The following is a 23,828-nucleotide window of genomic DNA, read 5'->3' on the forward strand; positions in this document are numbered from 1 at the left end:
TTATTAAGGAGCTTTCGTTAGAGGAAGAAGCTGTATTGAGATTTTATACAACCAAAGAGGGATATAAGAATTTTAATAGAGCTCTAAGAGGTGAAATACCTATGACTGATTTTTATATCTCTCAAAAAAACTTAATGAATCAAGCATTAAATAAATTACCTAAGTATAATAAACCTGTATATAGAGGCTTAGGTAAAGAGGGATCTAAATATTTTTCATCATTAAAAAAGGGAGATAAAATTACAGAAAAAAGTTTTCTTTCTTCTTCATTAGATGAAGATGTTGCAGAATTATTTATGAATAGAAATAATGGGAATACAATCCTAATTATAGAGCATAAGTCTGGTGTTTCAATAGCTAATATTTCACAATCAGGTTTTGAAGGAGAGATATTATTAAAGTCAGATAGAACATTTATAATAGAGAATAAAACATTTAAGCCACGATTTGATGAATCAGATCCTTTGATTCAAGAAATTTATCTAAAAGAAATTGAATAATGAAGAATTTAGAGGAAAAAACAGAGTTTTTAAAGGAACAAAAAGTTCCTCTTGAAGAAATTAGACTCCTTGAAATTTTAAAAAAAGAAGAAGAGTGGAATTTATTGTCAAAAAAAGAGAAACAGAACAAACGAAAATTTGCAATATCTTTTTTAGAAAGAGAATCTCATAAAAATATCAATATAGAATATGAAAGAAATATTATTAAACTATATGATATAGGAGAGAATATTATTCATAATACAATGTATACAGATAAAATTTATCTGAAACGACTTTGTATATTAATTAATATACAACAAGATTTTATAGATGAAATGGATATAAATAATCTTTATAAAATAAGAAAAGTAGATATAAATATCATAGAAAATCTATTTAAAGAGATAAGACAAGAAGATTCTCAAGAATATCATAGTCTTAATCTCAATAACTATTTAATCCTATTTGAAAAAGTTTGGAAAAAGAAAGAATATTATATATAAAATAGTACTTATGTTTTTAAAATGTAATGATAAAAAAATTGAGTTGCACCCTATTGTGTGGGAATATTTATATCCCTATCTTCTAAGATTTTCGATAAAACACAATATTGATTGGACTATCTGGAAAACAAAAGATGTAGTGTATATACCAGAAGATAAGAAAGAAGAGTTAATATCTATGTTAGAATATATTTTTGAAGAACTTATGGCAGAATGTTATAAAGAACCTACACAAAGACAAAGAACAAAACATTCTACAAGGTTTGAAAAGGTGTTTTTTAAAAATAAGAAATATATCTTAAACTATGTAACAGATATTGTAGGAATCATTGGTTATTGGCTTATATATATGATAAACATTTTGTCTTAATACAACTTGTTATTATAAATTATTTAATATATAGTAAAGAATATGATTAAAATAGAAAGAAATACCAAACCTTTTTGTTTAATTAAAGAAAAAACGATGGATTGGGGCGAAAAATATGATGAATATTCTCCAATGTTTAATATCATATTAACATCTAATAATTATTCCCTTGAGGAATCTATTGTGTTCTTTGGGGAAAACAATTTTAAAAAGCAATTGTTTTCATTGTATAATGTTATAAATAACAAAGAGGAACAAGAGCGAATTATAAATTATAATAATGAAAGAATTGAGAATCGTCCATACATATTAGATTTAATAAAATTCTATATTGAAAAGAATAAAGACATTCTATCTCCTTGGGAAAAATATGATTTAGGACTTGAAGAACTTGACTTTATTAAAATAATTATTTATGAAATGGAGAAAGAGCTATATTATGTGAATTAATAAAGAAAAGAGTTCGTTTCTAAGTTAGTTAAAAAAATAGGTGATTACGAAGTTTACGAAAAAGGAGAAGTGTTTTTATAGGGTTATGACAAAAACAGATTTAGAAACACTAAAAAGTACAGGAAAATTAACAGCTTCTTCTGAAACATTCACTTCTCCAACTCTTACATATATTAAAAACACTGGTTATAATGGGACTATTGTAAAGTTTCAGATGAAAACAGGAACAATAGAGAAGCTAAAAAGAATAGGTACAGTAAAAAAATCAGATTCTGGAAGGGAATTAATGAAAGATTTTGGAGATTTATCGATAAATAAAAAAGACTGGATACAAGGAAGTACATTATTCAAAATAGAAGGTACTAGGTTAGGAACTCCTCAAGTAAATATTGGATTGGGAAAAGGTAAAGGAGTAGAAATATTTAATGAAAACATCATCAATTTTCAAATAGTAAAATAATGAAAGCATACACAAAAGAGCAGTTAGAAATTATAGAAAAGGTATTCATTAAGAGACTACCTGAAAGTGCTTTAATAAAAAACGACATTAAATTATTGGGTTATAAAGAATTGCAAGAAATATTAGACTGGTATATAGCTAAAAATGATTATATCTCATTTGAAACTATTTTTTGGTTTTTCTCGTTAAAGTTGGATATCAAAGAAAGGGAAAAGTTGTATCAAAAATATATTTTAGAACAATCTCATTATGCTCACGAAGAGATGGCAAGTGCCTTTCAGACTATTTTTAACAACAATACTGAAAACATTCCAATCCTATTAAAAGCATTAAAAAATATTCCTGAGTATTTAGAAGACGACGACTTCAAATATCCTTATGTACGAAAAATCATTTATGCTATAGGAGCTCAACCACAGCCTGAGAGTCTTTTAGCATTAGAAAAATTGGCATCTGAGACTAATGATATAAAAATAAAGGAATTGGCTTTACATCAGCTAGAAAAGCGAAAGGAATTAGGACGATGGGAGTATGAAAAGAATAGATGATTAGAGTTTAAACTATTGTATTTCTTGTCAAGGAGTTATTTTTATGAGTCAAAAAGTTTAAGATAAACTTTTGAACAAATAAAATGCGGGCTACAGGAGAGACTACTACCTCACCTAATATGGCTTTTTCAGAAGGCTATGAAGGAATATTAGTTCAGTTTAAGGTAAAAAGAGGTACTATTGATGAACTAAGAGAAATAGGTGTTACTGATGGTAACCCTTTAGTTGAAAGAAAATTTTGGAAAATGCCTACAGCAAAAGATATTGGTGGAAATTGGAATCAAACACGCACTCGTTTTAAAGTAGAAACATTAAGAAACTCAAATACAAAACAAATTAATATCGCTTTAGGTCAAGGAAAAGGTTTGAATCAATTCAATAATAATATAATTGAATTTCAACTTATAAAAATTATTAAAAAATGACACAAATAGAAAAAGATACTATCTTAGATTTTGCTTCCTCAGATATATCATTAAACGAATTTTATAAGAAATTGCCAAATTATCAAAATGATAATTTTATACTTCAAAAATATTTAGAAGCTATTAAACTGAAAAATAAGGAATATCTTAGTTATCTAAGACTTGTTCCTATAAATAATATTTCTCTATTTGAAGGTATTAATAGGGAATTATTATGTGAAAAATGGCATATAGAAAATGAAGATATAGTTACTCTATTTCAATTTACATGGAATAACAATATTGAGAATATACCTATTTTACTAAAAGCAATAAATAATATTCCTGAATATTTACAAGATGAGATTTCTAAATATTCATATATAAAAAAATCATTTATGCTATAGGGGCACAACCACAGCCTGAGAGTCTTTTAGCATTAGAAAAATTGGCATCTGAGACTAATGATATAAAAATAAAGGAATTGGCTTTACATCAGCTTGAAAAAAGAAAAGAATTGGGACGATGGGAGTATGAAAAGAATAGATGATTAGAGTTTAAACTATTGTATTTCTTGTCAAGGAGTTATTTTTATGAGTCAAAAAGTTTAAGATGAACTTTTGAACAAATAAAATGCGGGCTACTGGAGAGACTACTACCTCACCTAATATGGCTTTTTCAGAAGGCTATGAAGGAATATTAGTTCAGTTTAAGGTAAAAAGAGGTACTATTGAGAAATTAGAGAACATAGGTATAGCAAGTGGGAATCACGCTGATATATTAGAATTGCACGCTACTTTGAAGAAAGATATTTCTCCTTGGAATGAAAAATATGCAAGATTTAAACTTGAAAAAGGACAAGTGAATATTGCACTTGGAAAAGGAGAAGCATTGAAAATATTTAATGATAATATCTTAGAGTTTAAGTTTGTAAAAGAAATTAAAAAATAACAATGAAATGAGAAATATAAACAAGATTACAAATATATTCAATTTGTATTATTCAAAAAAAATTACAAGAGAAGAAAGATTAACAATGTTAAAAAACAGTATAAGTATTGAAGATTTTAACGAAGCTATTTTATTATTGGAAGATGGTAAAAGTTTGGAAGATGTTCGGAATGTTATCCTAACGGGGTGGTTGTTAAATTGTTTTAATCCCTCTAACGAAGAACCTTTAAGGAGATTGCTTTTATTGAATTTTCATAATTCCCACGAAGATATTGTTGATTTATTTCAAACAATGTGGAATAATAGTACCAAAAATATACCCATTCTATCAAAAGCGATAGATAGTATCCCTGAGTATTTAGAGCCAGAAGATTTCAAATATCCTTATGTACGAAAGATCATTTATGCTATAGGAGCTCAACCACAGCCTGAGAGTCTTTTAGCATTAGAAAAATTGGCATCTGAGACTAATGATACCGAAATAAAGAAGTTAGCCTTGCACCAGTTAGAAAAAAGAAAAGAATTGGGGCGATGGGAACAATCAATTGACAAAGTTTAAAACTATCCATTACCTTTGCCGTCACAAGTGTTGTTTTTGCATCATATTGTAGGGATGTTTTGCAAACGTCTACGACGAAAAACGACAATTTGTCATAACAAAACAAATGAAAAACATAAATCAAAAGGATTATGAGTTAATAAAAGATTTGTATCATTGGAAAATTGACACAAATGATTTTAAAAAAAAGACAGATTTTAAAGCCAATTTTCAAGAATTGAGATCTTTGTTATATAGTGTTAAAGATTGTATAGATGAAGAAGGATACAATCAATTTTTTAATTCTATACTATGGGAATTACCTAAAAAATTAAGTGAAAAGGATTATGAAGCTTTATACCAAGAGTTCTCGCTATGTAATTTTCATAATGAACACGAGAATATAGTAAGTGCTTTTCAATCTATTTATAACAATAATATAAAAAACATACCTATTCTATTAAAAGCATTAAAAAATATTCCTAAGTATTTAGAGCCAGAAGATTTCAAATATCCTTATATACGAAAAATCATTTATGCCATAGGGGCACAACCACAGCCTGAGAGTCTTTTAGCTTTAGAAAAATTGGCATCTGAGACTAATGATATAAAAATAAAGGAATTGGCTTTACATCAGCTTGAAAAAAGAAAAGAATTGGGACGATGGGAGTATGAAAAGAATCTTAAATCAAAATGATGTTTGATGTTTAGATAAATGTTCCTCCGCCTTATCATATTAATTCTCTGTTCATTACTTGGTTTTACACTTAAAGCTAAAAAACGGGAAGAGATGTGATGGTGCAGAAGATGATTGTAAAATAATCACTGTTGCCCAAAGCGGTAAATTAGGTTAATTTTAAAGGTGTTGAATGGATTGTTATAGGTGGAGAATGAAAAAGGATAAGCTATGTCCATTTGCCAATTGTTAAAAGCAAAACCTGCTCCTATGGATAGGAACTTTCGGTCGCCTTTGTCCTTGTGTTGGTAGAAGAATCCTGAGCGCAAGAAAAATGATTGGTTATACTTGTATTCCAAACCTACTGCCCAATTAATCTCGTGAAACTCTTCACGGAAACCATTAGGAGCATCGTAGAAAGAGGTTATTAAGGCTTCTATAATATCTTTGTCGGGGACGCCTTGCTCATTAGGGGTAGGCACAAGGTATTTCTGAGCTTCTATTGAGAGTTCCCACTCGTTATAACTATCGGTTTGCAATAAAAAACCTGCTCCTAATTTCAGTTGGGTGGGAAGATAGAAAGACCTGCCCAAGTCGTCGTACTTCACCTTTGTTCCCACATTAGAAAGTTGGAATCCCCAAGTGTATCGGTATAACAAACTACTAATAAAGTGCTCTTGTGAATAAAAATAGCCTGCTATATCAAAAGCTAATGCTCGGGCTACACTCTTCCCTTGCGAAGGAATAGATAGTTGTGAACTTAAAAAACGAGAGGTAACCCCCATAGCGAACGATTGACTTAATTGCAAACTATAAGAGCCCTCCAATGAAAGCTCAGTAGGCTTGAAAGTGCCTAACATATACGATTGTTGCCCTATGTCTTGGGTTAAGTTGACATCACCGATACTGAAATATGAGAAATTTGCCCCGAAAGCATCGCGTATTCTCTTTTTGTAAAAAGTAATCCCCCCTAAAAACACATCGCGCACAGCTCTATGAGTGAAGGGCATATAATTAATGGCTACTGCTGAAGAAGTAGGTAGAAAGATATATTTGGAAGCATTCACTCTTTGGGAAAACACATCGGGAGAGGAAGCTACCCCTACTTCTCCTTTTCCTGCTGATATAGCATCAGAATTAAGGATTAAGAACGGAAAAGCGGTAGAAATAGACTTTTCTTCTTGACAAAAGAGGGGTGTTTTCGCAAACAGAAACACACAGAGGAAACAAAATAACCGAGTGCAGTTCATTTTAATAGTATTTTTGCAAAGATACATCAAATAGTTGAATTATACAATTTTTTGTAAAAGAGGAGGAGAAAATTATAAAATTAGAGAATTAGAAAATGAGGAAATGAGGAAATTAGCAAAAGGGTAGTGATAAAAAAGGTTTTTTAATAGGTTTTACTTGTTGGACAAATTGGACTGGTCTGAGTTATCGGAGGAAAACGAAAAATATAAAAAGTGGATTGGGAGGTTTTTGGGAGAAAAAAGGCTGTGAGGAGGGTGGGGTTAGCTTATAGAGAGCTTATAGGAAGCTTATACGAATCTTGGACGATTGGTATAGAAAGGGTATATAAGTAATTGATTAATAATATAGTACAACAATGCAAAAAACGGTAAAAACCGGGTTTCGAGGCGAAAGAAAGAGAAAAGATAAGAGTCACACAGACAGGTGTGAATCATAGGGTAGGGGGGATTAGCAGATTTTTTAGTTCTTAGAGGGTTAAGAATGACATATTAGACTTAAAAAAGTAAATGTTTTTTAGGTTTATTCTGTAAAAAGTATTACTTTTGTAGCCGTTTTAGAATATGATACAATGCGTTTAGTTTTAAAGATAGTAATTTGTTTAGCACTATGGTTTTGCTTTGCTTGTGAGCAAGAGCAAAATATGCCTATTGAGGGTGATTTTAGCATTGCAATGGTAGATGATAATTACAATGTTCCAGCACAAGTGCGCATCATAAACAAAATCACAGGAGCTGATGCTTTTCAGTGGGAATTTCCTAATGGCAGTTATACTTCTTCTAATGCCTTTTATCCTGAGGATATTCGTTATACCGAGCCTGGTACTTATACTATTACAGCACATACCACCAATTTAGACGGTGAGGCGCGCACTTTCCAAAAATCGTTTACAGTTTACCCTGAGTTATCAGCTTTGTTTAGTTTTACTCAACAAGGGAGTGATATAGCACCTCTTACGCTTACTCTTAGCAACCAAAGTGAGGGAGCGACTACTTATCAATGGTCGTTTGAAGGAGGAACGCCTGCTTATAGTTCGGAGAAAAATCCTACGGTAACCTTTGAAAAAGGGGGAATATTTACATTGCGATTGGAAACGAGTAACCACTCTCAGCGTCGGGTAATGGAGAAAACAGTAGTAGTGCGTGCGCCTTTAGTTGTTGCTTTTGAAATGACGAATGAATACCCTCATAATACACAAGCTCCTGTACGTATATTTTTGAAAAACCAATCGGTAAATGCCACTGCTTATCGTTGGAAAGTAAGTAGCGGGGCTTTTCAGCAAGAGAGCACTGATGAAAATCCGTCGTTTATACTTCCTACTGCAGGAACGTATCAAATAGAGCTTACAGCTAATAACGACAAGCAAACTTTATCTGAAAGAAAGAACTTTACGGTAACAGCAGGTGATAATCTTATTACCTTTACAGATATAAAATTAGGCATCAATACTAATAAAACAGTAGGTTGCTATTTTTCTTCTTTTTTAGGGGAAGTACTAAAACCTAATGAAGTAACAGCGGAGAACGGCAGGCTTATTGATTTTGTGTATTTCGGGCAGAGCACTTCTTTTGCTTATAATGTATTCTTATCACCTGATGAAGCACAAACAGCTGTTTTTGACCCTATTCCCAATGCTACAAAAAGTTACTTTATCAACAAACAAGAGAATAAGGGGCAGGTGTTTTTCTCAGTAGCTGATTTTGATGCGCTTTCTTCGGGAGCTACTCTATCTTCTTTGTCTATTACATCTAATAGTAACAAAGCTCCCTTCAATAAGGAAATGACAAACAGAATTGTGCTTTTTGAGACAGCTAACGGGCGAAAAGGAGCTATTAAGATAAAGGAATACGTAAGCAATGGTGCAGAATCTTACTTAGTTGTTGATATTAAAATGCAAAAAAATCATTAATCAATGGCGCGAACTTACCTACTTGTATTCTTTGTATTACTTTCTCTACCTCTTTTAGCTCAGCAGGTAGATTTAGAGAATATAGATACTCAGCTGAAAGAAAAACTCAAGAAGAAACCTTTTTCTATCTCCGGGAGTGCTTCGGTAAGTGGTGTGTATAACCAGGCTTCTGATAGTGCTACTAATGAACCTTTCTTGTATTTCTTCAATGGTAATATTACTTTGGGCTTTTACGATTGGACGATGCCTATCAATTATCGATACACTAATCAAGGAGATGCTTTAGACTACCAAATTCCTTTTAAGTTTAATCGCCTAAGTCTGCACCCTAAATACAAATGGATTTTAGCCCATATAGGCGATGTGAGTATGAGCTTTTCTCCTTATACATTCAACGGTTTACAATTCACAGGAGGAGGCTTAGAGCTCACCCCTGAAAAATATCCTTTAAGAGCTTCGTTTATGGGAGGTAGACTTGCCAAAGCAACTGAATACGACGGTCGCCCTCAAACCATACCTACCTATGAGCGTTGGGGTTACGGCACGAAGCTCTCTTATAAAAAGGAAGATTTAGAAATAGGCGGAATTTTTTTCTTTGCTAACGATAAAGCTAATTCTCTATCGGTACCTATTCCTGATGAGAAGAAAATATATCCACTATCCAACCAAGTGTATTCAGGATTTGCTAAATATAAACCTCTGCATTTTGTAGAAGTGTTTGGTGAATATGCTTTAAGTCTTTTGGGCAATACTCAAAGCCAAAAGCAGGATTTTACAGCTTACAATGCAGGTATTAACTTTATTTTCACGAAGGCGAGTGTAGGGGTGCGTTACGAGAAAGTAGACCCCGATTACAAGACCTTAGGGGCTTACTATTTTGTAAACGATATGGAGAATATCACCCTAAACAGTTCGTTGAATTTATTTAATGGCAATGTGTCAATAGCTACTAGCATAGGACGACAACACGACAATTTAAATCAACAAAAGCCTAAACAGTCCAACCAGTGGGTAGGCTCAGCCAATGTAAATGCCAAGGTTACGTCTAAACTATCTCTTTCAGGAAGTTATAGCAACTTTACGATGTTTACTAATAAACTTATCAATCCTTTTGATAGAATTAATAATCCGCAACTCTATGAGCATCCACAAGACTCTATCAACTACCGACAAGTATCACAGAACACAAATGCCAACATAGTTTATGCTATAAATGAAAAACAGAATATAACTCTTTCATATTCTTTTAACGATGTGGTGAATAAACAAAATGATATAGTACGCAGAGGAGGTATTTCGCGCTTTCACAACGCGGGTGCGACTTATATACTACAATTCCCTGAAAGCAAACTAAGTTTGTCTCCTTCGTTCAACTACTCGTACAGTATTGTCTCAAGAGAAAAAACACAAGTGATGGGACCTTCGCTTACAGTAGGTAAAGGGTTTTTTGAAGACAAACTCAACACGACACTGTTAGGAAACTATAGTATTTCACAATCGGATACCTCCAAAGGTAGTACAGCTAATGTGCAACTAAATGTAAACTTCCTTCCTTGGAAAAACCACCAGTTTACCTTGAGTGCCTTACAGTCATTCCGCAATGCTGAAAGTGACACTCAAAACACTTCGGCACAAAGTACTAATGTGAGTGTAGGTTATACCTACCATTTTGAAAAGGTAGAATTGCCTTTCCCATCGTTTAAGTTTAAGAAAAAGGAAAAAACTCCTAAAGAGAAAAAGCCTCGTAAGGAGAAAAAGCAAAAAGTTGAAAAAGCAGAAGATCTTGAGAGAGCTAAGGATACTATTTCATTACAAGAGGAAAAAGTAATGCCAGAAGTTCCTGCAACTACCGAAGAGCCTATTGAACAAGCAACTCCAACTACTGAAGAAATGGTAGTTATAAAAGATATACCTGAGCTTTCAAATATCACTGATTTGAGTTTTATGGGAGAGCTGAATACTCAAATTGCAGAGGTACACCGTCAGTTGCAAGTAAGTGCTAAGAAAGATAAGAAACGTTTGTTACAAGAACAAAAGCTACTTGTAGAAAAAGCTAAGAAGCAACAAGCTGACTATCATTATTTTGTATTCCGTTGTTTAAAGAATTTGTATAAACAGGCATTGGAGAGTGATGACAAGTTTAAAGCAGACCTCTTTGCTAAGAAACAAGCCTATGACTCGAATAATACTGCTGAAAATCAAGAATTGCTATACAAAGCAGAGGAAGGCTATCAGGCACATCTTTGGATGCTTAATGAGCTGAAAGATATTACTATGGAACATTTGATTCAAGAAAAAGGACTGTTGAGCAACTTTGCTGAACAACATAAAGAAGAGATTTATCAAACCATTGCTCAAAAGCTATCCCCTCAGCAAAAAATGGATGCTATCTCAGTGTTATTAGCTGATTTTTACCACAAAGCTTTTTTCAATAACAGTAGTAATTAGTTCAGAGATATAAAAAAGCGCCTTTTAAGGCGCTTTTTTTATTATATCACTTTTTACAGTTTCTTCTTTACAGCTACTTCTTGGAAGGCTTCTATCACGTCTCCTTCGTGAATATCGTTGTAGTTCTTGATTTGCAAACCGCAATCATAACCTTTGCTCACCTCTTTTACATCGTCTTTGAAACGTTTAAGTGAAGAAAGTTCGCCCGTATAAATCACCACATTGTCACGCAATAGACGTATCTTAGAGTTGCGGTAGATTTTACCATCGGTTACCATACAGCCCGCAATGGTTCCTACTTTAGAAATCTTGAAGAGTTCGCGTATTTCTACAGTACCGGTAACCTCTTCTTTGAAGACAGGAGAAAGCATTCCTTCCATTGCGTCTTTGAGGTCGTTTATAGCGTCGTAGATGATAGAGTAGGTACGGATATCGATAGATTCTTTCTCTGCCAAGGCACGTGCGTTAGTCATTGGACGAACGTTGAAACCAATGATAATAGCATCGGAGGCAGAAGCCAATAATACATCAGACTCGGTAATTGCTCCCACGCCTTTATGAATGATAGACACTTGTATCTCTTCAGTAGAGAGCTTTTGGAAAGAGTCGGTAAGTGCTTCTACTGAGCCGTCTACGTCACCTTTAAGAATAATATTCAACTGTTTGAAGTCACCGAGAGCAATGCGTCGCCCTATCTCGTCGAGGGTGATGTGGCGTTGCGTACGTACTGATTGTTCGCGTTGTAATTGAGCGCGTTTAGCTACAATCTGTTTGGCTTCTTTTTCGTCTTCGAATACGTAGAATTTATCACCTGCTTGTGGAGCTCCGTCCAATCCTAAGATAGAAATAGGAGTAGAGGGGCCTGCTTCTTTTACCTTCTTACCTCGTTCGTCGTGCATAGCACGTATTTTACCAGAGTTGGTACCTGCCAGTACATAGTCGCCTACGTGCAACGTACCCGATTCTACCAATATAGTAGATACATATCCACGACCTTTGTCAAGAGCTGCTTCCACTACAGTACCTACCGCCGGTTTGTTTGGATTTGCTTTCAGTTCGAGGATTTCAGCTTCTAAGAGTACTTTTTCCAATAGTTCAGATACTCCAATACCTTGTTTTGCCGAAATATCCTGCGACTGTATTTTACCGCCCCATTCTTCTACGAGGAGGTTCATAGTCGCCAAGTGTTCTTTAATTTTATCGGGGTTCGCATTCGGTTTATCAATCTTGTTAATAGCGAAGATAATAGGTACTCCTGCGGCTTGTGCGTGACTAATAGCCTCTTTGGTTTGAGGCATTACATCGTCGTCGGCAGCCACCACAATAATAGCGATATCGGTTACCTTGGTACCACGAGCACGCATAGCAGTAAAGGCTTCGTGACCAGGAGTATCGAGGAAAGTGATACGTTCACCACTTTCTAATTTCACGCTGTAAGCCCCAATGTGCTGAGTTATACCTCCGCTTTCGCCTGCAATTACATTTTCTTTACGAATGTAGTCTAAGAGCGATGTTTTACCGTGGTCTACGTGACCCATTACAGTAACAATAGGTGCGCGAGGTACTAAATCTTCAGGTTGATCCTCTTCGGTATGGATAGCTTCTTCGATGTTAGCTGTTGCAAATTCCACTTCATAGCCAAACTCATCAGCTACTATCGAGAGGGTTTCGGCATCGAGACGCTGGTTCATTGTTACCATAATACCGAGAGACATACACGCACCAATCACCTTATTGATAGGTACGTCCATCATTGTAGCCAGTTCGTTTACTGTTACAAACTCGGTTACTTTTAGTATTTTCTCTTGTTGTTCTTGTTCAGCGAGCTCTTGTTCTACCTTTTGTCGGTGTGTTTCTCGTTTTTCTTTGCGGTATTTAGCCCCCTTAGATTTTGTACCTTTACCTTGCAAACGCTCGAGGGTCTCGCGCACTTGTTTTTGTACTTCTTCTTCGGAAGGTTCTATTTTCGCAATAATCTTGTTTTTCTTTTCTTTCTTCGTGTTGTCACCACCTTTAGCCACATTCACTTCATCTTTGCGAATGCGTTTGCGTTTGCGTTTTTCGCTGTCGCCGGTAGCATCAGTAGCGCTATTAGTAGTAATTTGAGTCTCTTTATCCTTGTCTTTGTGACGGTTGCGTTTGCGCTTTTTCTTCTTTTTCTCAAACTGACTGAGGTCTATTTTCTCACCCACTACTTTAGGACCTGTGAGCTTTTGGTACTGAGTTTCAATTACACCTGCAGGAATCTCAGAGGTGAGTTCTTCCTTAGAGTTATGGTTCTGTTGTTCCTTCTTCTTTTGCGTAGCAACGGTTTGTGCTAATGGATTTTGATAAGCAGATTTATTCTTTTGAGCGTCGGGTTTGTTGTTGTCTTTTTTCTTGTCCTTAGCAGGCTGAGATTGCACTGTTCCAGGAGTTGCTTCTTGCTTCGAGGTTGTTGTCTTTGTTTTAGAAGTAGTTACTTCCTGTTTTGAAGTAGTAATTTCTGGTTCTGGTGCTTCTTGAGTAGGAGCTGTCCCTTCTTTTTTATTACCTTCTTCAAGGTCTATTTTACCCACAGGTTTGAGCCCAGCCAGTTGAGCTTTAGCTTTTATTACTTCTTGCTCCTGCTGTTTGCGCTTTTCTTGGTTTTCTTTCTCTTGCTCTATGCGGATAGCCTCGCGCTCTTTGCGCTTGTCTTCCACTATCTCTTTTGAAACCTCACGCTTACTCTTGTCGGCGTTAAATTTGTTCGAAAGGAACTTTACAATATCTTCTGTAATAGAAGTATTAGGGTTAGATTCTATTTCTATCCCTTTCTCCTTCTTCAGATATTCTACGGCTGTTACCATAGAGATATTGAACTCCTTTAAAACTTTGCTTAATCTTATTTTTTTTCCCTCGCTCATATATGTTTATTAAAATCCATTCTCCTTTTAAGAAGAAAGGATACATTATTCTTTGTTTAAGTTGTAAGGAATCTACCTCCCTCATATACTCTGCTCTTGCAGATTTTTCCTTTTATCCTATTCAAACTCTTCTGCCAAAATGCGAAGCACTTCGTTTACGGTCTCTTCTTCGAGGTCAGTGCGTTGCATTAGTTCTTCGGCAGAAAGTTCCAATACACTCTTAGCTGTATCAAGTCCTGCTTTTTGCAGTTCTTCAATCACCCATTCTTCAATTTCGTCGTTGAACTCGCTAAGCTCGATATCTTCTTCGGTTACTCCTTCGCGATATACATCGATTTCATAACCTGAAAGCTGACTTGCCAAGCGAATGTTATAGCCCGATTTACCAATGGCTTTCGAAACTTCTTCATTTGCTAAATACACATCAGCACGTTTTTCTTCTTCGTTGATAACCACTGAAGATACACGCGCAGGAGCCAAAGCACGAGTGATAAGCAGTTGTGGGTTATTGGTGAATGGTAATACATCGATATTCTCATTGCCCAACTCGCGCACAATACCGTGAATACGAGACCCACGCACACCTACGCACGCACCTACCGCATCAATACGATCGTCGAATGAATCTACAGCCACTTTTGCTTTCTCTCCTGGGATACGTACCACCTTGTTAATAGTGATAAGCCCGTCGGCAATCTCGGGGATTTCTTGTTCGAACAAACGCTCCAAGAATAGAGGAGAGGTACGCGACATAATAATGGTAGGTTTGGTACTTTTCAACTCTACTGATTCGATAATTCCGCGCACGTGCTCGCCTTTCTTAAAAAAGTCCGATGGGATTTGTTTTTCCTTAGGAAGGATAATCTCATTGCCTTCGTCGTCTAACAAGATGATAGCTTTGTGACGGATATGGTGTATTTCGGCTACGTATAGCTGACCTATCAGGTCTTTGAAACGCTGATAAATAGTCATACTATCGTATTCGTGAATTTTAGAAATCAAGTTTTGGCGCAATGCCAATATAGCACGGCGACCCAAGTCATCAATTTTAATTTCTTCTGAAACGTCTTCCCCCACCTCAAAGTCGGGTTCAATTTTGCGAGCTACCGAAAGTTCAATTTGCTGATTGTCATTCGTTACTGCACCGTCTTCCACTACCACACGGTTACGGAAGATTTGTAGGTCGCCTTTATCGGGGTTGATAATAATATCGAAATTATCGTCAGAGCCATATTTCTTTTTTAGGGTATTGCGGAAAACCTCTTCCAAAATAGCCATCAAGGTTTCGCGGTTGATGAGTTTATCATCTTTAAACTCCGAGAATGATTCGATTAATTCAAGACTATTCATATACGTTTAATTAAAATTTAATGATTATTTTAGTTTCTTTTATATCGGTGAGCGCAAACAAGTGCTCTTTTTTTACAGTGATTTTACCTTTGCCTACGGGCTTCGGTTCACGAGTTTCAGTTTCTATAATCACATTGCCCTCAGCAATGCCTTTTAGTAAGCCTTCGTGCGTTTTACCGTCGAGTGTCGTGACTTGCACAGTTCTACCTGCATTTTTGGCGTATTGGCGTTCCATTACAAAAGGTTCAGTAGCGCCAAACGAAGTAACCTCCAAGGCAAAATCCACCGTCTCGCGGTCTAAAGAGTTTTCAATAGCACGGCTAAGCTCTATACAATCGTCAATGCCCACGCCCTTATCTCCGTCGATGGTCACGCGAATAGTATTGTCAGCTCCTACGCTTAAATCGGTTAGAAACAGTTCAGGGCGCTCGCTTAAAGCCTTATTAACTAACTCTTTAACTTGATCTTTGAAATTCATTTGCTATAAAAAGAGGGGACTTAAATGTCCCCTCAAGTATTACTTTTCGGTGCAAAGATACGACGATTTTTCTAAATAACAAGAAAAAAAGTAAAAAAAGTTTGGAAGTTATAAAAATAAGTAGTACCTTTACCACGTGAAATTTAACTAATATATAAAGCTATCAATATTTGTATAGATAGGCATCCGGCAGTCCATAAAGACATTTAAAGTGCTAATAAACGGATTGTTAAGAATAATAAAACAGTAATTTACTGCCGTTGTAACACCTTTTTTCTTGATTAAAAACACCTGATAAAAACCGTTGTGAATAAATGCTTTATATACCCTTTGTATAACAATCGTCCAAGGTTCGTATAAGCTTTGTATAAGCTAAACCTAATTATTTTAGAGTAGGTCGCTTTCATAACTCTAAACTCATAACTTTTAACTAAAAAAATAGATTCTTATGAAAAACATTTTAGTAACCACCGATTTTTCAGAAAAGTCAATCGCTTCACTACACGTTGCGATTAACTTAGCTAAGCAACACAATGCCAAAGTATATGTGTTGCACGCCATTGAACTTCCTATCCGCTTAATGACCGAAAGTCAAGTATCGGTACCCGAAGCAATGTATTTTCTCAACCTTACTAAACAGCGTTTCAACGACCTTAAAAAGGAAATTGATACCACTGTCGAAGTGATTGACCTTGTTGAAACTGCTCCGCTACCCGAAGCTGTGGAAGAAGTTGTAAAAAAATACCATATCGACCTCGTGTTTATGGGCTCTAATGGGGCTTCAGGCGCCAAAGAACTCTTTATAGGCTCTAATGCTGAAAAAGTAGTCCGCTCTGCCTCTGTGCCTGTATTGGTAATTAAAAATCCACACGAGAAGCTCAAAATTAAACATATGATGTTTGGTTGCGATTTCTCTAAACGATTTTTAAAACCTTTTGAAAAGGCACTGAAACTTGCTAAAGTATTTGGTGCTAAGGTTGATTTGGTGTATGTTAATACTCCTTACCAGTTCCTTACTACTTCCGAAATAAACAAACGTATGGAAGAGTTTCTTAAAGAAGCTGAACACTCTCATCAGCATTTTGAAACACACGTTTATAACGATATTCGTGTAGAAACAGGAATCTTAAACTATGTGAAGGAAAACAATATAGACCTTATCTGTATGTTCCCTAACGGACGTAAGGGTATTGCTCACTTCTTCAATGGAAGTATCAGTAGTGACCTTGTAAATCACTCCAGCACACCTGTGCTCACTATTAAATTAGAAAAGTAGGAGAATGTTAATGTAAAAAGGCTGTAAGAAAACTCTTACAGCCTTTTTATTAATCATTAGCCATTAATCATTATTTTACTAATCTTGCTATTTCCTTAAATCGCGGGTGCTCGGCAGTGCGCAAGAGAGCAAAGAGTGCAGCTTCGGTGCTTAATAGAGTAGCTCCTGCATCACGTAGCATTGTGAGCCCGATGTGCTTATTGCTTTCGGTACGCGAAGATACCGAATCAGCAATTACGGATACTTCATAACCTTCAGCGAGCAAATCGAGCGCAGTTTGGTAAATACAGATATGGGTTTCAATACCTATAAGCAATACGTACTTGCGATTGTTAGCCCTAAGCTCTTTGCGGAACTCAGCATTGCCCCAAGCTGAAAAGCTACTTTTCTTCACGGAGGTTTTGCCTTCTAATATTTCAGCAATCACAGGGTGAGTAGCACCCAACTTATCGGGTATTTGCTCCACCCAAATGATAGGAAGCTCTAAGAGCTTGCTTCCCTCAATAAGAATCCTGCTGTTGTGTAACACCTCTTCCGATTTATAAACGATTTGCGATAACTTTCCTTGAATATCAAGGATTACCAATTGTGTATTTTCTGTTGTCATAGTATTGATTATTATTAATTGATACTGATCTTCTATCTTATTTTATCTCTTATCTAAGTCGAATCCTGCTCTTCTCATTAAAGCATCTATAGAGGGTTCTTTTCCACGAAAGCGTTTGTAAAGGGTCATTTCCTTCTCACTACTGCCTTTGCTGAGCACTTCTCTACGGAAACGAGTAGCTACCTCAGTATTAAAAATACCTGCTTCCTTAAAAACTTCAAAAGCATCAGCATCTAACACTTCCGACCATTTGTAACTATAATACCCTGCGGCATAACCTCCACTAAAAATATGTGAAAAGGCGGGCGAAATACACATCGCTTCCACAGTTGGATAGAGTTGAGTTTCTTTGGTAACTGTTTGTTCAAAAGTGCGAACATTTTCAAGGCGTTCCAAATGAGGGTAGGTATGCCACGCCATATCTAAGAACCCAAAATTTAACTGACGCACACTTAAAAGTCCTTCCATAAAAACACCAGCTTCTTTTATTTTTTGTACCCATTCTATGGGCAAAGGCTCACCTGTTTGGTAATGTGTTGCAAAAAGGCGCAAGGTTTCTTTTTCGTAACACCAGTTCTCCATCAGCTGGCTGGGAAGCTCTACAAAGTCGCGGGCTACATTAGTACCGCTTAGAGAAGGATACGTAACCTTAGAAAGCATACCGTGAAGAGCGTGCCCAAACTCGTGAAAGAGAGTCGTCAGTTCGTTGAAGGTGAGCAAGGAAGGAGCCGAAGCAGTAGGGCGCGTGAAGTTACACACTATGGAAATGTGTGGACGCGAATCCTTCCCCTCAGTATCAGTGTATTGCTCTTTGTAAGAGGTCATCCACGCACCATTGCGTTTGCCTGTACGTGGAAAGAAATCGGTGTAGAAAAGGGCGAGATATTCTCCTTTATCATCGGTTACTTTGTAGGTTTGTACTTCGGGGTGATACTTTTCTACCTCATCGGTAAGGGTGAAGTGTAAACCATAGAGCTTATGTGCTACTGCAAACATTCCTTCCACTGCTTTATCCAAAGATAAGTAAGGTTTTAATAGAGAATCATCTATTTGATAGCGCTGTTGTTTCAGTTTTTCGGCATAATAAGCAAAATCCCATTGCTGAAAGTCATCAAGTCCTGAAAAGGCTTTTAGCTCTTCCAATTCTTTGATTGCTTGCGGTTTGGCTTTAGCTAAAAGTTTATTCAAGAAATCCATTACCTTTTCTGATGTTTCTGCCATACGCTCTTCTAATACCAAAGAGGCATAATCGGGATAGCCCAATAGTGAGGCACGTTGTGCACGTAACTCAGCGATACGCAACACATTGGCTTCGTTATTATAAGCACTATTACCTGCACAACGGCTGTGATAGTCAATAAAAAGTTTACGGCGCAACTCACGGTTATTAGCATATTTCATCACGGCGGTATAGACGGGCAGGTCGAGGGTAATCACCCAGCCTTCTTTATGATGCTTTTTGGCTTCGGTAGCGAGCATCTCTAATACAAAGTCGGGCAGACCGCTGAGCTCTTCTTTATGGGTAATCACCCATTGGTAATGCTGTGTTTCAGCCAATACATTTTCTGAAAACTTCAGTTTGAGGCGTGCTAATTCCTTGTCAATTCTGCGCAAATGCTCTTTATCATTCAATGATAAATTTGCACCATTGCGAGTAAAACTCTTATAAGTCTTTTCAAGGAGAGTATGTTGCTCTGGTGAAGCGGAAAGGTAATTGCGGGTTTTGTAAACTGTTTCTACACGTTTAAAAAGTGCTTCGTTCAAACGGATATCGTTACTGTAATCGGTGAGCAGAGGCGAGATGCGTTGAGCTTCTGCTTGCAGGGTTTCGTTAGTTTCGGCACTGTTCAAGTTGAAGAACATTGCCGTAAGTCGGTCGAGTTCTAAGCCCACATAAGCCAAAGGCTGTATTGTATTCATATAGGTAGGCACTTCTGGATTATGAGCAATGGTATCGATTTCTTTGAGGCTTTTGGCAATAGCTTTTTGGATGGCTGGTAGATAGTCGGTAGGAGCAAAGCGCGAAAAGGGCGCTGCGTTATAAGGTGTTTGGAACATATAGGTTGTCTTTTATTATGAGAGTGCAAATATATATCTTTATGCGGGAATTAGCAAATTAGCAGAAGAGAAAACAGATAGATGATGCTAAATTTTTCAGTGAAAAGAAAAATATTGAAATATAAAGGTAGAAAAAGGAAAATGATTTTTGAAGCCTTCTGAGACGAACCTAAAGCGAACCTAAGGCGAAGGTAAGGCGAAGCTAAGACGAAGAAAAGGTGCTTTTAAGTTGATTTTGAGGTGGTAAGAAGAGGGTTTTAAGTTGAATGAAGTTTTAAATTTTGTTAAAGTCAATTTTCTAAACGAAACATTTCTGACTATAGCCAACAGAAGACAAATTTGTCAATTAAAAAATGTTTTGTACCTTTGCACTCATTATGAAAATACTCTATTTACACGGTCTCGATAGCTACTTACAAGACGATAGGCGCGCAGTGCTCACCCCTTACGGTGAAATCTTCGCCCCTACGATTGACTATCGGAATGCGCCTAACCTCTTTGCTGAGTTACAAAAAGAGTATGCTGAGGTTGATGTGCTTATAGGTTCGAGTCTTGGAGGGCTCATTGTATATTACCTCGCTCAAAAGCTTGAAAAACCTTGCTTGTTATTCAATCCTGCGCTTACCTATCGACACGAAGTGCCTTTTAACACCCAACCCAACCCTAATTACCGCGCTTATATGCAGATAGTTATCGGTTTGCAGGACGACGTCATTACACCGTGGGAGTCGCTATCAGTTCTCCGAGGAGATATGAGTCCTCAGCAAAATATAGAAATTCACCTCTTGAATACTATGGCACACACTTACCCCATAGAGATTTTTGAAAAAGAAGTGAAGGAGTTTTTTGAGGTAAAAGGAGGGAGCCACACTGGCAGATAGTAGGTAAAAAGATAAATAAGGACTAAATATTAATCATTAAAAATTAATAACTAAATATAATGTATCCACTCAGAAGAAACCGCCGTTTGCGCGTAAGCGATACGGTACGTAGTTTGGTAAAAGAAACGATTGTTACCCCTGATGATTTTCTTGTACCTCTCTTTGTAGTTGAAGGTACTGGCGTAAAAGAAGAAATAGCCTCTATGCCGGGTTATTACCGTTATAGCCTCGACCTATTGGCAAAAGAAGTAAAAGAGCTCTGGAGCTTAGGACTCAAATCGGTATTACTGTTTGTGAAAGTGCCTGACGCTCTCAAAGACAACAAAGGCGTAGAAGCAGCCAACCCCAATGGTTTGATGCAACGCGCTATTAAAACTGTGAAAGAAGCAGTACCCCAAATGCTCGTAATGACTGATGTAGCGCTCGACCCTTATTCTATTTATGGTCACGATGGTATTGTGGAAAACGGGCGCATTGTGAACGATGCTACTGTAAATGCTCTTTGTACAATGGCACTCTCACACGCTCAGGCAGGTGCTGATTTCATTGCGCCCAGCGATATGATGGACGGGCGTATCCTCGCCTTGCGCGAGACCCTTGAAGACAATAGCTTTGAGCACGTAGGTATAATGGCTTATAGTGCCAAATACGCCTCAGCTTTCTACGGACCTTTCCGCGATGCACTCGACAGTGCTCCCGTAGACCAACAGGATATCCCTAAGGATAAGAAAACTTACCAAATGGACTATCACAACCGCCTCGAAGCCTTGCGCGAAACCCGTATGGATATAGAGGAAGGCGCTGATATTGTGATGGTAAAACCAGGGCTTTGCTATTTAGACATCGTTCGCGAGGTGAAGAATATGAGCGAAGTGCCCGTAGCTGTTTACCAAGTATCGGGTGAATACGCGATGCTGAAAGCTGCTGCTGCCAACGGTTGGCTCGATCACGATGCTGTAATGATGGAACAAATTGTGAGCATCAAGCGTGCTGGTGCCGACCTTATCGCTAGCTATTTTGCTAAGGAAGTCGTAAAACTTTTATAGGCAACAGTCTCCCTGAGGGAGATAAATTGAACAAATCACACCAAATCAAACAGGGAATCTATATCTTTGTTTAATTTTCTTATTGGTTTTTGTTTAATTTCTATGACTTTAGTCATACCTCTTTACAAAACAAGAATACTTAATTAATTTTCATAGCGCAAGCTATATTTCTTTATACACTAATGAAAAAACACTTTTTAACATTCGCCACTATGGCACTTTTAACCGCTTGTGGTGGCGGAACGAACAACAATAACACCACCACCGATAGTACTACCCAAGAGGCAACAACTACTGTACCTGCCTCTTCAAACAGTGCACCAGAGCCCGATTTTCCCGATTGGCAAAACAACAAAGGGATAGGTCCTGTGAAGACCATCACCCCACCCTTAGCCGATACCCCCGATGCAGCAATGGCAGCTAAAGGGGAAGAAACTTTCAATACCTATTGCACCGTGTGCCATCGTCCTAAAAAGCGACTCACAGGGCCTGCGATGATAGGTTTGCTCGACCGCCGTACGCCAGAGTGGGTGATGAATATGATTCTCAATCCCGATGTGATGGAGAAGCAAGACCCTATCGCCAAGAAGTTGGTAGAAGAGTACAACACCTTAATGCTCAACCAGCGCTTGAACGAACAGCAAGCTCGTGAACTTTTGGAGTACATCAGAACAATAAAATAAGAAATAATTGTTCATTATTTATTTTTTTGTACCTTTGCCGAGTGAATAACTTAAAATAAGAATCACTAATGAAGAAGCTTGCACTCAGCTTAGCTATTATAACAAGTGTTACACTTATATAAAAGGCAGTTGGTAGCAACTGCCTTTTTCTATTATACCCTTATGGAACCTATTTCTGTAATAATTATTCTTACTACACTCGTGCTTTCAGCCTTCTTTTCGGGGTTTGAAATCGCTTACGTGTCGTCTAACAAAGTACACTTAGAAATCCTTAAAAAGCAAGAAGGAATGATTGCTAATGTGCTTACCAAACTCACCCGAAAGCCATCTAAACTACTGGCTACTATGCTTGTGGGCAATAACGTAGCCCTTGTAGTGTATGGGTTTGAAATGGGAAAGGTAATGACAGTTCTTTTGCCTCCTTTCTTCCAAAATGTCCTTTGGCATACCATTATCTCTACCCTCATAATTCTCATCACGGCAGAGTTTATGCCCAAAGTGTTCTTCCAGATTTATGCAAACCAACTCCTAAAAGTATTTGCTATTCCTGCGTACTTTTTCTATCTGCTGTTCTATCCGTTTTCCAGTTTTGTGATGTGGATATCCGATTTTGTCTTACGCGTATTCTTCAAAACGAAAGGCGATTATGTGCCTCTTTCGTTCTCTAAAGTAGAGCTGGTAGATTATATCTCCGAACAGATGGAAAACGCTCCTAAAAAAGAAGAGGTAGATAGTGAGGTGCAGATGTTCCAAAACGCCTTGGAGTTCTCGGGCGTAAAAGCACGTGAAATAATGATTCCGCGTACTGAAATAGTAGCCGTGGAGCTCAATGAATCTATTGAAAATCTTATTGCTACCTTTGTATCATCAGGGTTTTCCAAAATATTAATATACAACGAAAATATAGATGATATTTTGGGCTACGTGCACTCTTTCGATATGTTCAAGAAACCAAAAACTATCAAAGAAGTGCTCATTCCTATTGTGAACATCCCTGAGACTATCCAGATAAACGAAGTGCTAAACATTCTCACCCGCAAACGCAAGAGTATGGCAGTAGTGCTCGATGAGTATGGAGGTACTTCGGGCATTGTAACCTTAGAAGATATCGTAGAAGAACTCTTTGGCGAAATAGAAGACGAGCACGACAAAGATAAGTTTATAGAAGAACAAATATCCGATACTGAATACCTTTTTTCAGCGCGTTTGGAGGTCGAATACCTCAATGAAACTTATCATTTGGATATCCCAGAAAGCGAGGAATACGAAACGCTTGGCGGTTTTATAGTGCTTCACAACGAAGGAATTCCTACTCAAGACGAAGTGATAGTGATTCCTCCTTTTACCTTCACTATCGAAGCCTGCTCACAGACTAAAATAGAAACCGTAAGACTTACCGTGAATAACGAATAGCGAAAAGAGATTAATCCCCTTTAAAAATAGTGTATTGACCCCTGTTAAAGAATTAAGGTACAGGGTCGCAAAAGGATTACTGCAATACCTTATTAACTATTAATCACTAATCATTAACCATTAAAAAAAGACCCTCCCTTTCGGAAGAGTCTTTTTTCACA

General features: G+C 36.9%; 24 protein-coding genes. 18 read left to right on the plus strand and 6 right to left on the minus strand.

The genetic code is table 11. The features are described from left to right. Positions 1-2 precede the first annotated feature (2 nt). The 11 genes from ACSQ7D_RS04950 to ACSQ7D_RS05000 all read left to right on the plus strand — a co-directional run bounded on the left by ACSQ7D_RS04950 (position 3) and on the right by ACSQ7D_RS05000 (position 5,403). A complete protein-coding gene (locus tag ACSQ7D_RS04950; protein WP_437135639.1) occupies positions 3-500 on the plus strand; it encodes an ADP-ribosyltransferase in 498 nt (165 codons plus the stop codon). Then, positions 500-985, plus strand: a complete 486-nt coding sequence (locus tag ACSQ7D_RS04955) for a hypothetical protein (protein ID WP_437135576.1) — start codon at positions 500-502, stop codon at positions 983-985. The genes ACSQ7D_RS04950 and ACSQ7D_RS04955 overlap by 1 nt, the downstream gene beginning before the upstream one ends. Further along, complete coding sequence (locus tag ACSQ7D_RS04960) at positions 948-1,355, plus strand: transporter (RefSeq protein ID WP_437135577.1); 408 nt, start codon at positions 948-950, stop codon at positions 1,353-1,355. The genes ACSQ7D_RS04955 and ACSQ7D_RS04960 overlap by 38 nt, the downstream gene beginning before the upstream one ends. Before the next feature lie 42 nt (positions 1,356-1,397). Beyond that, the gene (locus tag ACSQ7D_RS04965; RefSeq protein ID WP_178977516.1) at positions 1,398-1,805 is read left to right on the plus strand and encodes a hypothetical protein; all 408 of its coding nucleotides are present in this window, start codon (positions 1,398-1,400) and stop codon (positions 1,803-1,805) included. An 85-nt stretch (positions 1,806-1,890) separates the two neighbouring features. Further along, entirely contained in the window at positions 1,891-2,265 is a 375-nt protein-coding gene (locus tag ACSQ7D_RS04970) for a hypothetical protein (protein ID WP_437135578.1), read from the plus strand. Further along, complete coding sequence (locus ACSQ7D_RS04975) at positions 2,265-2,813, plus strand: hypothetical protein (RefSeq protein ID WP_437135579.1); 549 nt, start codon at positions 2,265-2,267, stop codon at positions 2,811-2,813. Before ACSQ7D_RS04970 ends, ACSQ7D_RS04975 begins: the two co-directional genes overlap by 1 nt. Before the next feature lie 83 nt (positions 2,814-2,896). Beyond that, positions 2,897-3,238 (plus strand): hypothetical protein, encoded by a 342-nt coding sequence (locus tag ACSQ7D_RS04980; RefSeq protein ID WP_437135580.1) that lies wholly within the window; start codon positions 2,897-2,899, stop codon positions 3,236-3,238. Beyond that, positions 3,235-3,624, plus strand: a complete 390-nt coding sequence (locus tag ACSQ7D_RS04985; protein ID WP_437135581.1) for a hypothetical protein — start codon at positions 3,235-3,237, stop codon at positions 3,622-3,624. Before ACSQ7D_RS04980 ends, ACSQ7D_RS04985 begins: the two co-directional genes overlap by 4 nt. A 226-nt stretch (positions 3,625-3,850) precedes the next feature. Next, the gene (locus ACSQ7D_RS04990) at positions 3,851-4,168 is read left to right on the plus strand and encodes a hypothetical protein (protein ID WP_437135582.1); all 318 of its coding nucleotides are present in this window, start codon (positions 3,851-3,853) and stop codon (positions 4,166-4,168) included. A 7-nt stretch (positions 4,169-4,175) separates the two neighbouring features. After that, positions 4,176-4,727, plus strand: coding sequence for a hypothetical protein (locus tag ACSQ7D_RS04995; protein WP_437135583.1), 552 nt, complete (start codon positions 4,176-4,178; stop codon positions 4,725-4,727). Between the two features lie 106 nt (positions 4,728-4,833). Beyond that, the gene (locus ACSQ7D_RS05000; RefSeq protein WP_437135584.1) at positions 4,834-5,403 is read left to right on the plus strand and encodes a hypothetical protein; all 570 of its coding nucleotides are present in this window, start codon (positions 4,834-4,836) and stop codon (positions 5,401-5,403) included. A 125-nt stretch (positions 5,404-5,528) separates the two neighbouring features. Here ACSQ7D_RS05000 and porV read toward each other — a convergent pair whose 3' ends face one another. After that, positions 5,529-6,632: a type IX secretion system outer membrane channel protein PorV gene (gene porV / locus ACSQ7D_RS05005; protein WP_437135585.1), complete on the minus strand. Its 1,104-nt coding sequence runs from the start codon at positions 6,630-6,632 to the stop codon at positions 5,529-5,531. A gap of 569 nt (positions 6,633-7,201) precedes the next feature. On the opposite strand from porV, the gene ACSQ7D_RS05010 reads away from it, so the two are divergent. Together ACSQ7D_RS05010 and ACSQ7D_RS05015 are read left to right on the plus strand one after the other, a co-directional pair. Then, a complete protein-coding gene (locus tag ACSQ7D_RS05010; RefSeq protein WP_437135586.1) occupies positions 7,202-8,539 on the plus strand; it encodes a PKD domain-containing protein in 1,338 nt (445 codons plus the stop codon). 3 nt (positions 8,540-8,542) lie between these two features. Then, positions 8,543-10,987 carry a TonB-dependent receptor gene (locus ACSQ7D_RS05015; RefSeq protein WP_437135587.1) on the plus strand — a complete coding sequence of 815 codons (2,445 nt, stop codon included), beginning with the start codon at positions 8,543-8,545 and terminating at the stop codon, positions 10,985-10,987. Positions 10,988-11,040: 53 nt separating this feature from the next. Here ACSQ7D_RS05015 and infB read toward each other — a convergent pair whose 3' ends face one another. The 3 genes from infB to rimP all read right to left on the minus strand — a co-directional run bounded on the left by infB (position 11,041) and on the right by rimP (position 15,703). Continuing rightward, a complete protein-coding gene (gene infB, locus ACSQ7D_RS05020) occupies positions 11,041-13,875 on the minus strand; it encodes a translation initiation factor IF-2 (RefSeq protein ID WP_437135588.1) in 2,835 nt (944 codons plus the stop codon). A 117-nt stretch (positions 13,876-13,992) separates the two neighbouring features. After that, on the minus strand, positions 13,993-15,225 hold the full coding sequence (gene nusA, locus ACSQ7D_RS05025; RefSeq protein ID WP_437135589.1) for a transcription termination factor NusA: 1,233 nt from the start codon (positions 15,223-15,225) through the stop codon (positions 13,993-13,995). A 10-nt stretch (positions 15,226-15,235) separates the two neighbouring features. Next, positions 15,236-15,703, minus strand: coding sequence for a ribosome assembly cofactor RimP (gene rimP / locus ACSQ7D_RS05030; protein WP_437135590.1), 468 nt, complete (start codon positions 15,701-15,703; stop codon positions 15,236-15,238). Between the two features lie 448 nt (positions 15,704-16,151). Here rimP and ACSQ7D_RS05035 point away from each other — a divergent pair, with 448 nt between their 5' ends. Next, positions 16,152-16,979, plus strand: coding sequence for a universal stress protein (locus tag ACSQ7D_RS05035; RefSeq protein ID WP_009422677.1), 828 nt, complete (start codon positions 16,152-16,154; stop codon positions 16,977-16,979). Between the two features lie 70 nt (positions 16,980-17,049). On the opposite strand, the gene ACSQ7D_RS05040 is transcribed toward ACSQ7D_RS05035, so the two are convergent. Together ACSQ7D_RS05040 and ACSQ7D_RS05045 are read right to left on the minus strand one after the other, a co-directional pair. Then, positions 17,050-17,586, minus strand: a complete 537-nt coding sequence (locus ACSQ7D_RS05040) for an isochorismatase family protein (protein ID WP_437135591.1) — start codon at positions 17,584-17,586, stop codon at positions 17,050-17,052. A gap of 42 nt (positions 17,587-17,628) precedes the next feature. Further along, on the minus strand, positions 17,629-19,644 hold the full coding sequence (locus ACSQ7D_RS05045) for a M3 family metallopeptidase (RefSeq protein WP_437135592.1): 2,016 nt from the start codon (positions 19,642-19,644) through the stop codon (positions 17,629-17,631). Positions 19,645-19,997: 353 nt separating this feature from the next. On the opposite strand from ACSQ7D_RS05045, the gene ACSQ7D_RS05050 reads away from it, so the two are divergent. The 4 genes from ACSQ7D_RS05050 to ACSQ7D_RS05065 all read left to right on the plus strand — a co-directional run bounded on the left by ACSQ7D_RS05050 (position 19,998) and on the right by ACSQ7D_RS05065 (position 23,667). Continuing rightward, entirely contained in the window at positions 19,998-20,525 is a 528-nt protein-coding gene (locus ACSQ7D_RS05050) for a YqiA/YcfP family alpha/beta fold hydrolase (RefSeq protein ID WP_437135593.1), read from the plus strand. A gap of 59 nt (positions 20,526-20,584) precedes the next feature. Further along, positions 20,585-21,571: a porphobilinogen synthase gene (gene hemB, locus ACSQ7D_RS05055; RefSeq protein WP_181831658.1), complete on the plus strand. Its 987-nt coding sequence runs from the start codon at positions 20,585-20,587 to the stop codon at positions 21,569-21,571. A 182-nt stretch (positions 21,572-21,753) separates the two neighbouring features. Further along, complete coding sequence (locus ACSQ7D_RS05060) at positions 21,754-22,254, plus strand: c-type cytochrome (protein ID WP_437135594.1); 501 nt, start codon at positions 21,754-21,756, stop codon at positions 22,252-22,254. Positions 22,255-22,416: 162 nt separating this feature from the next. Then, positions 22,417-23,667, plus strand: a complete 1,251-nt coding sequence (locus ACSQ7D_RS05065) for a hemolysin family protein (protein WP_437135640.1) — start codon at positions 22,417-22,419, stop codon at positions 23,665-23,667. Positions 23,668-23,828: the final 161 nt, after the last annotated feature.

This window comes from Capnocytophaga sp. G1920 (assembly GCF_051417515.1).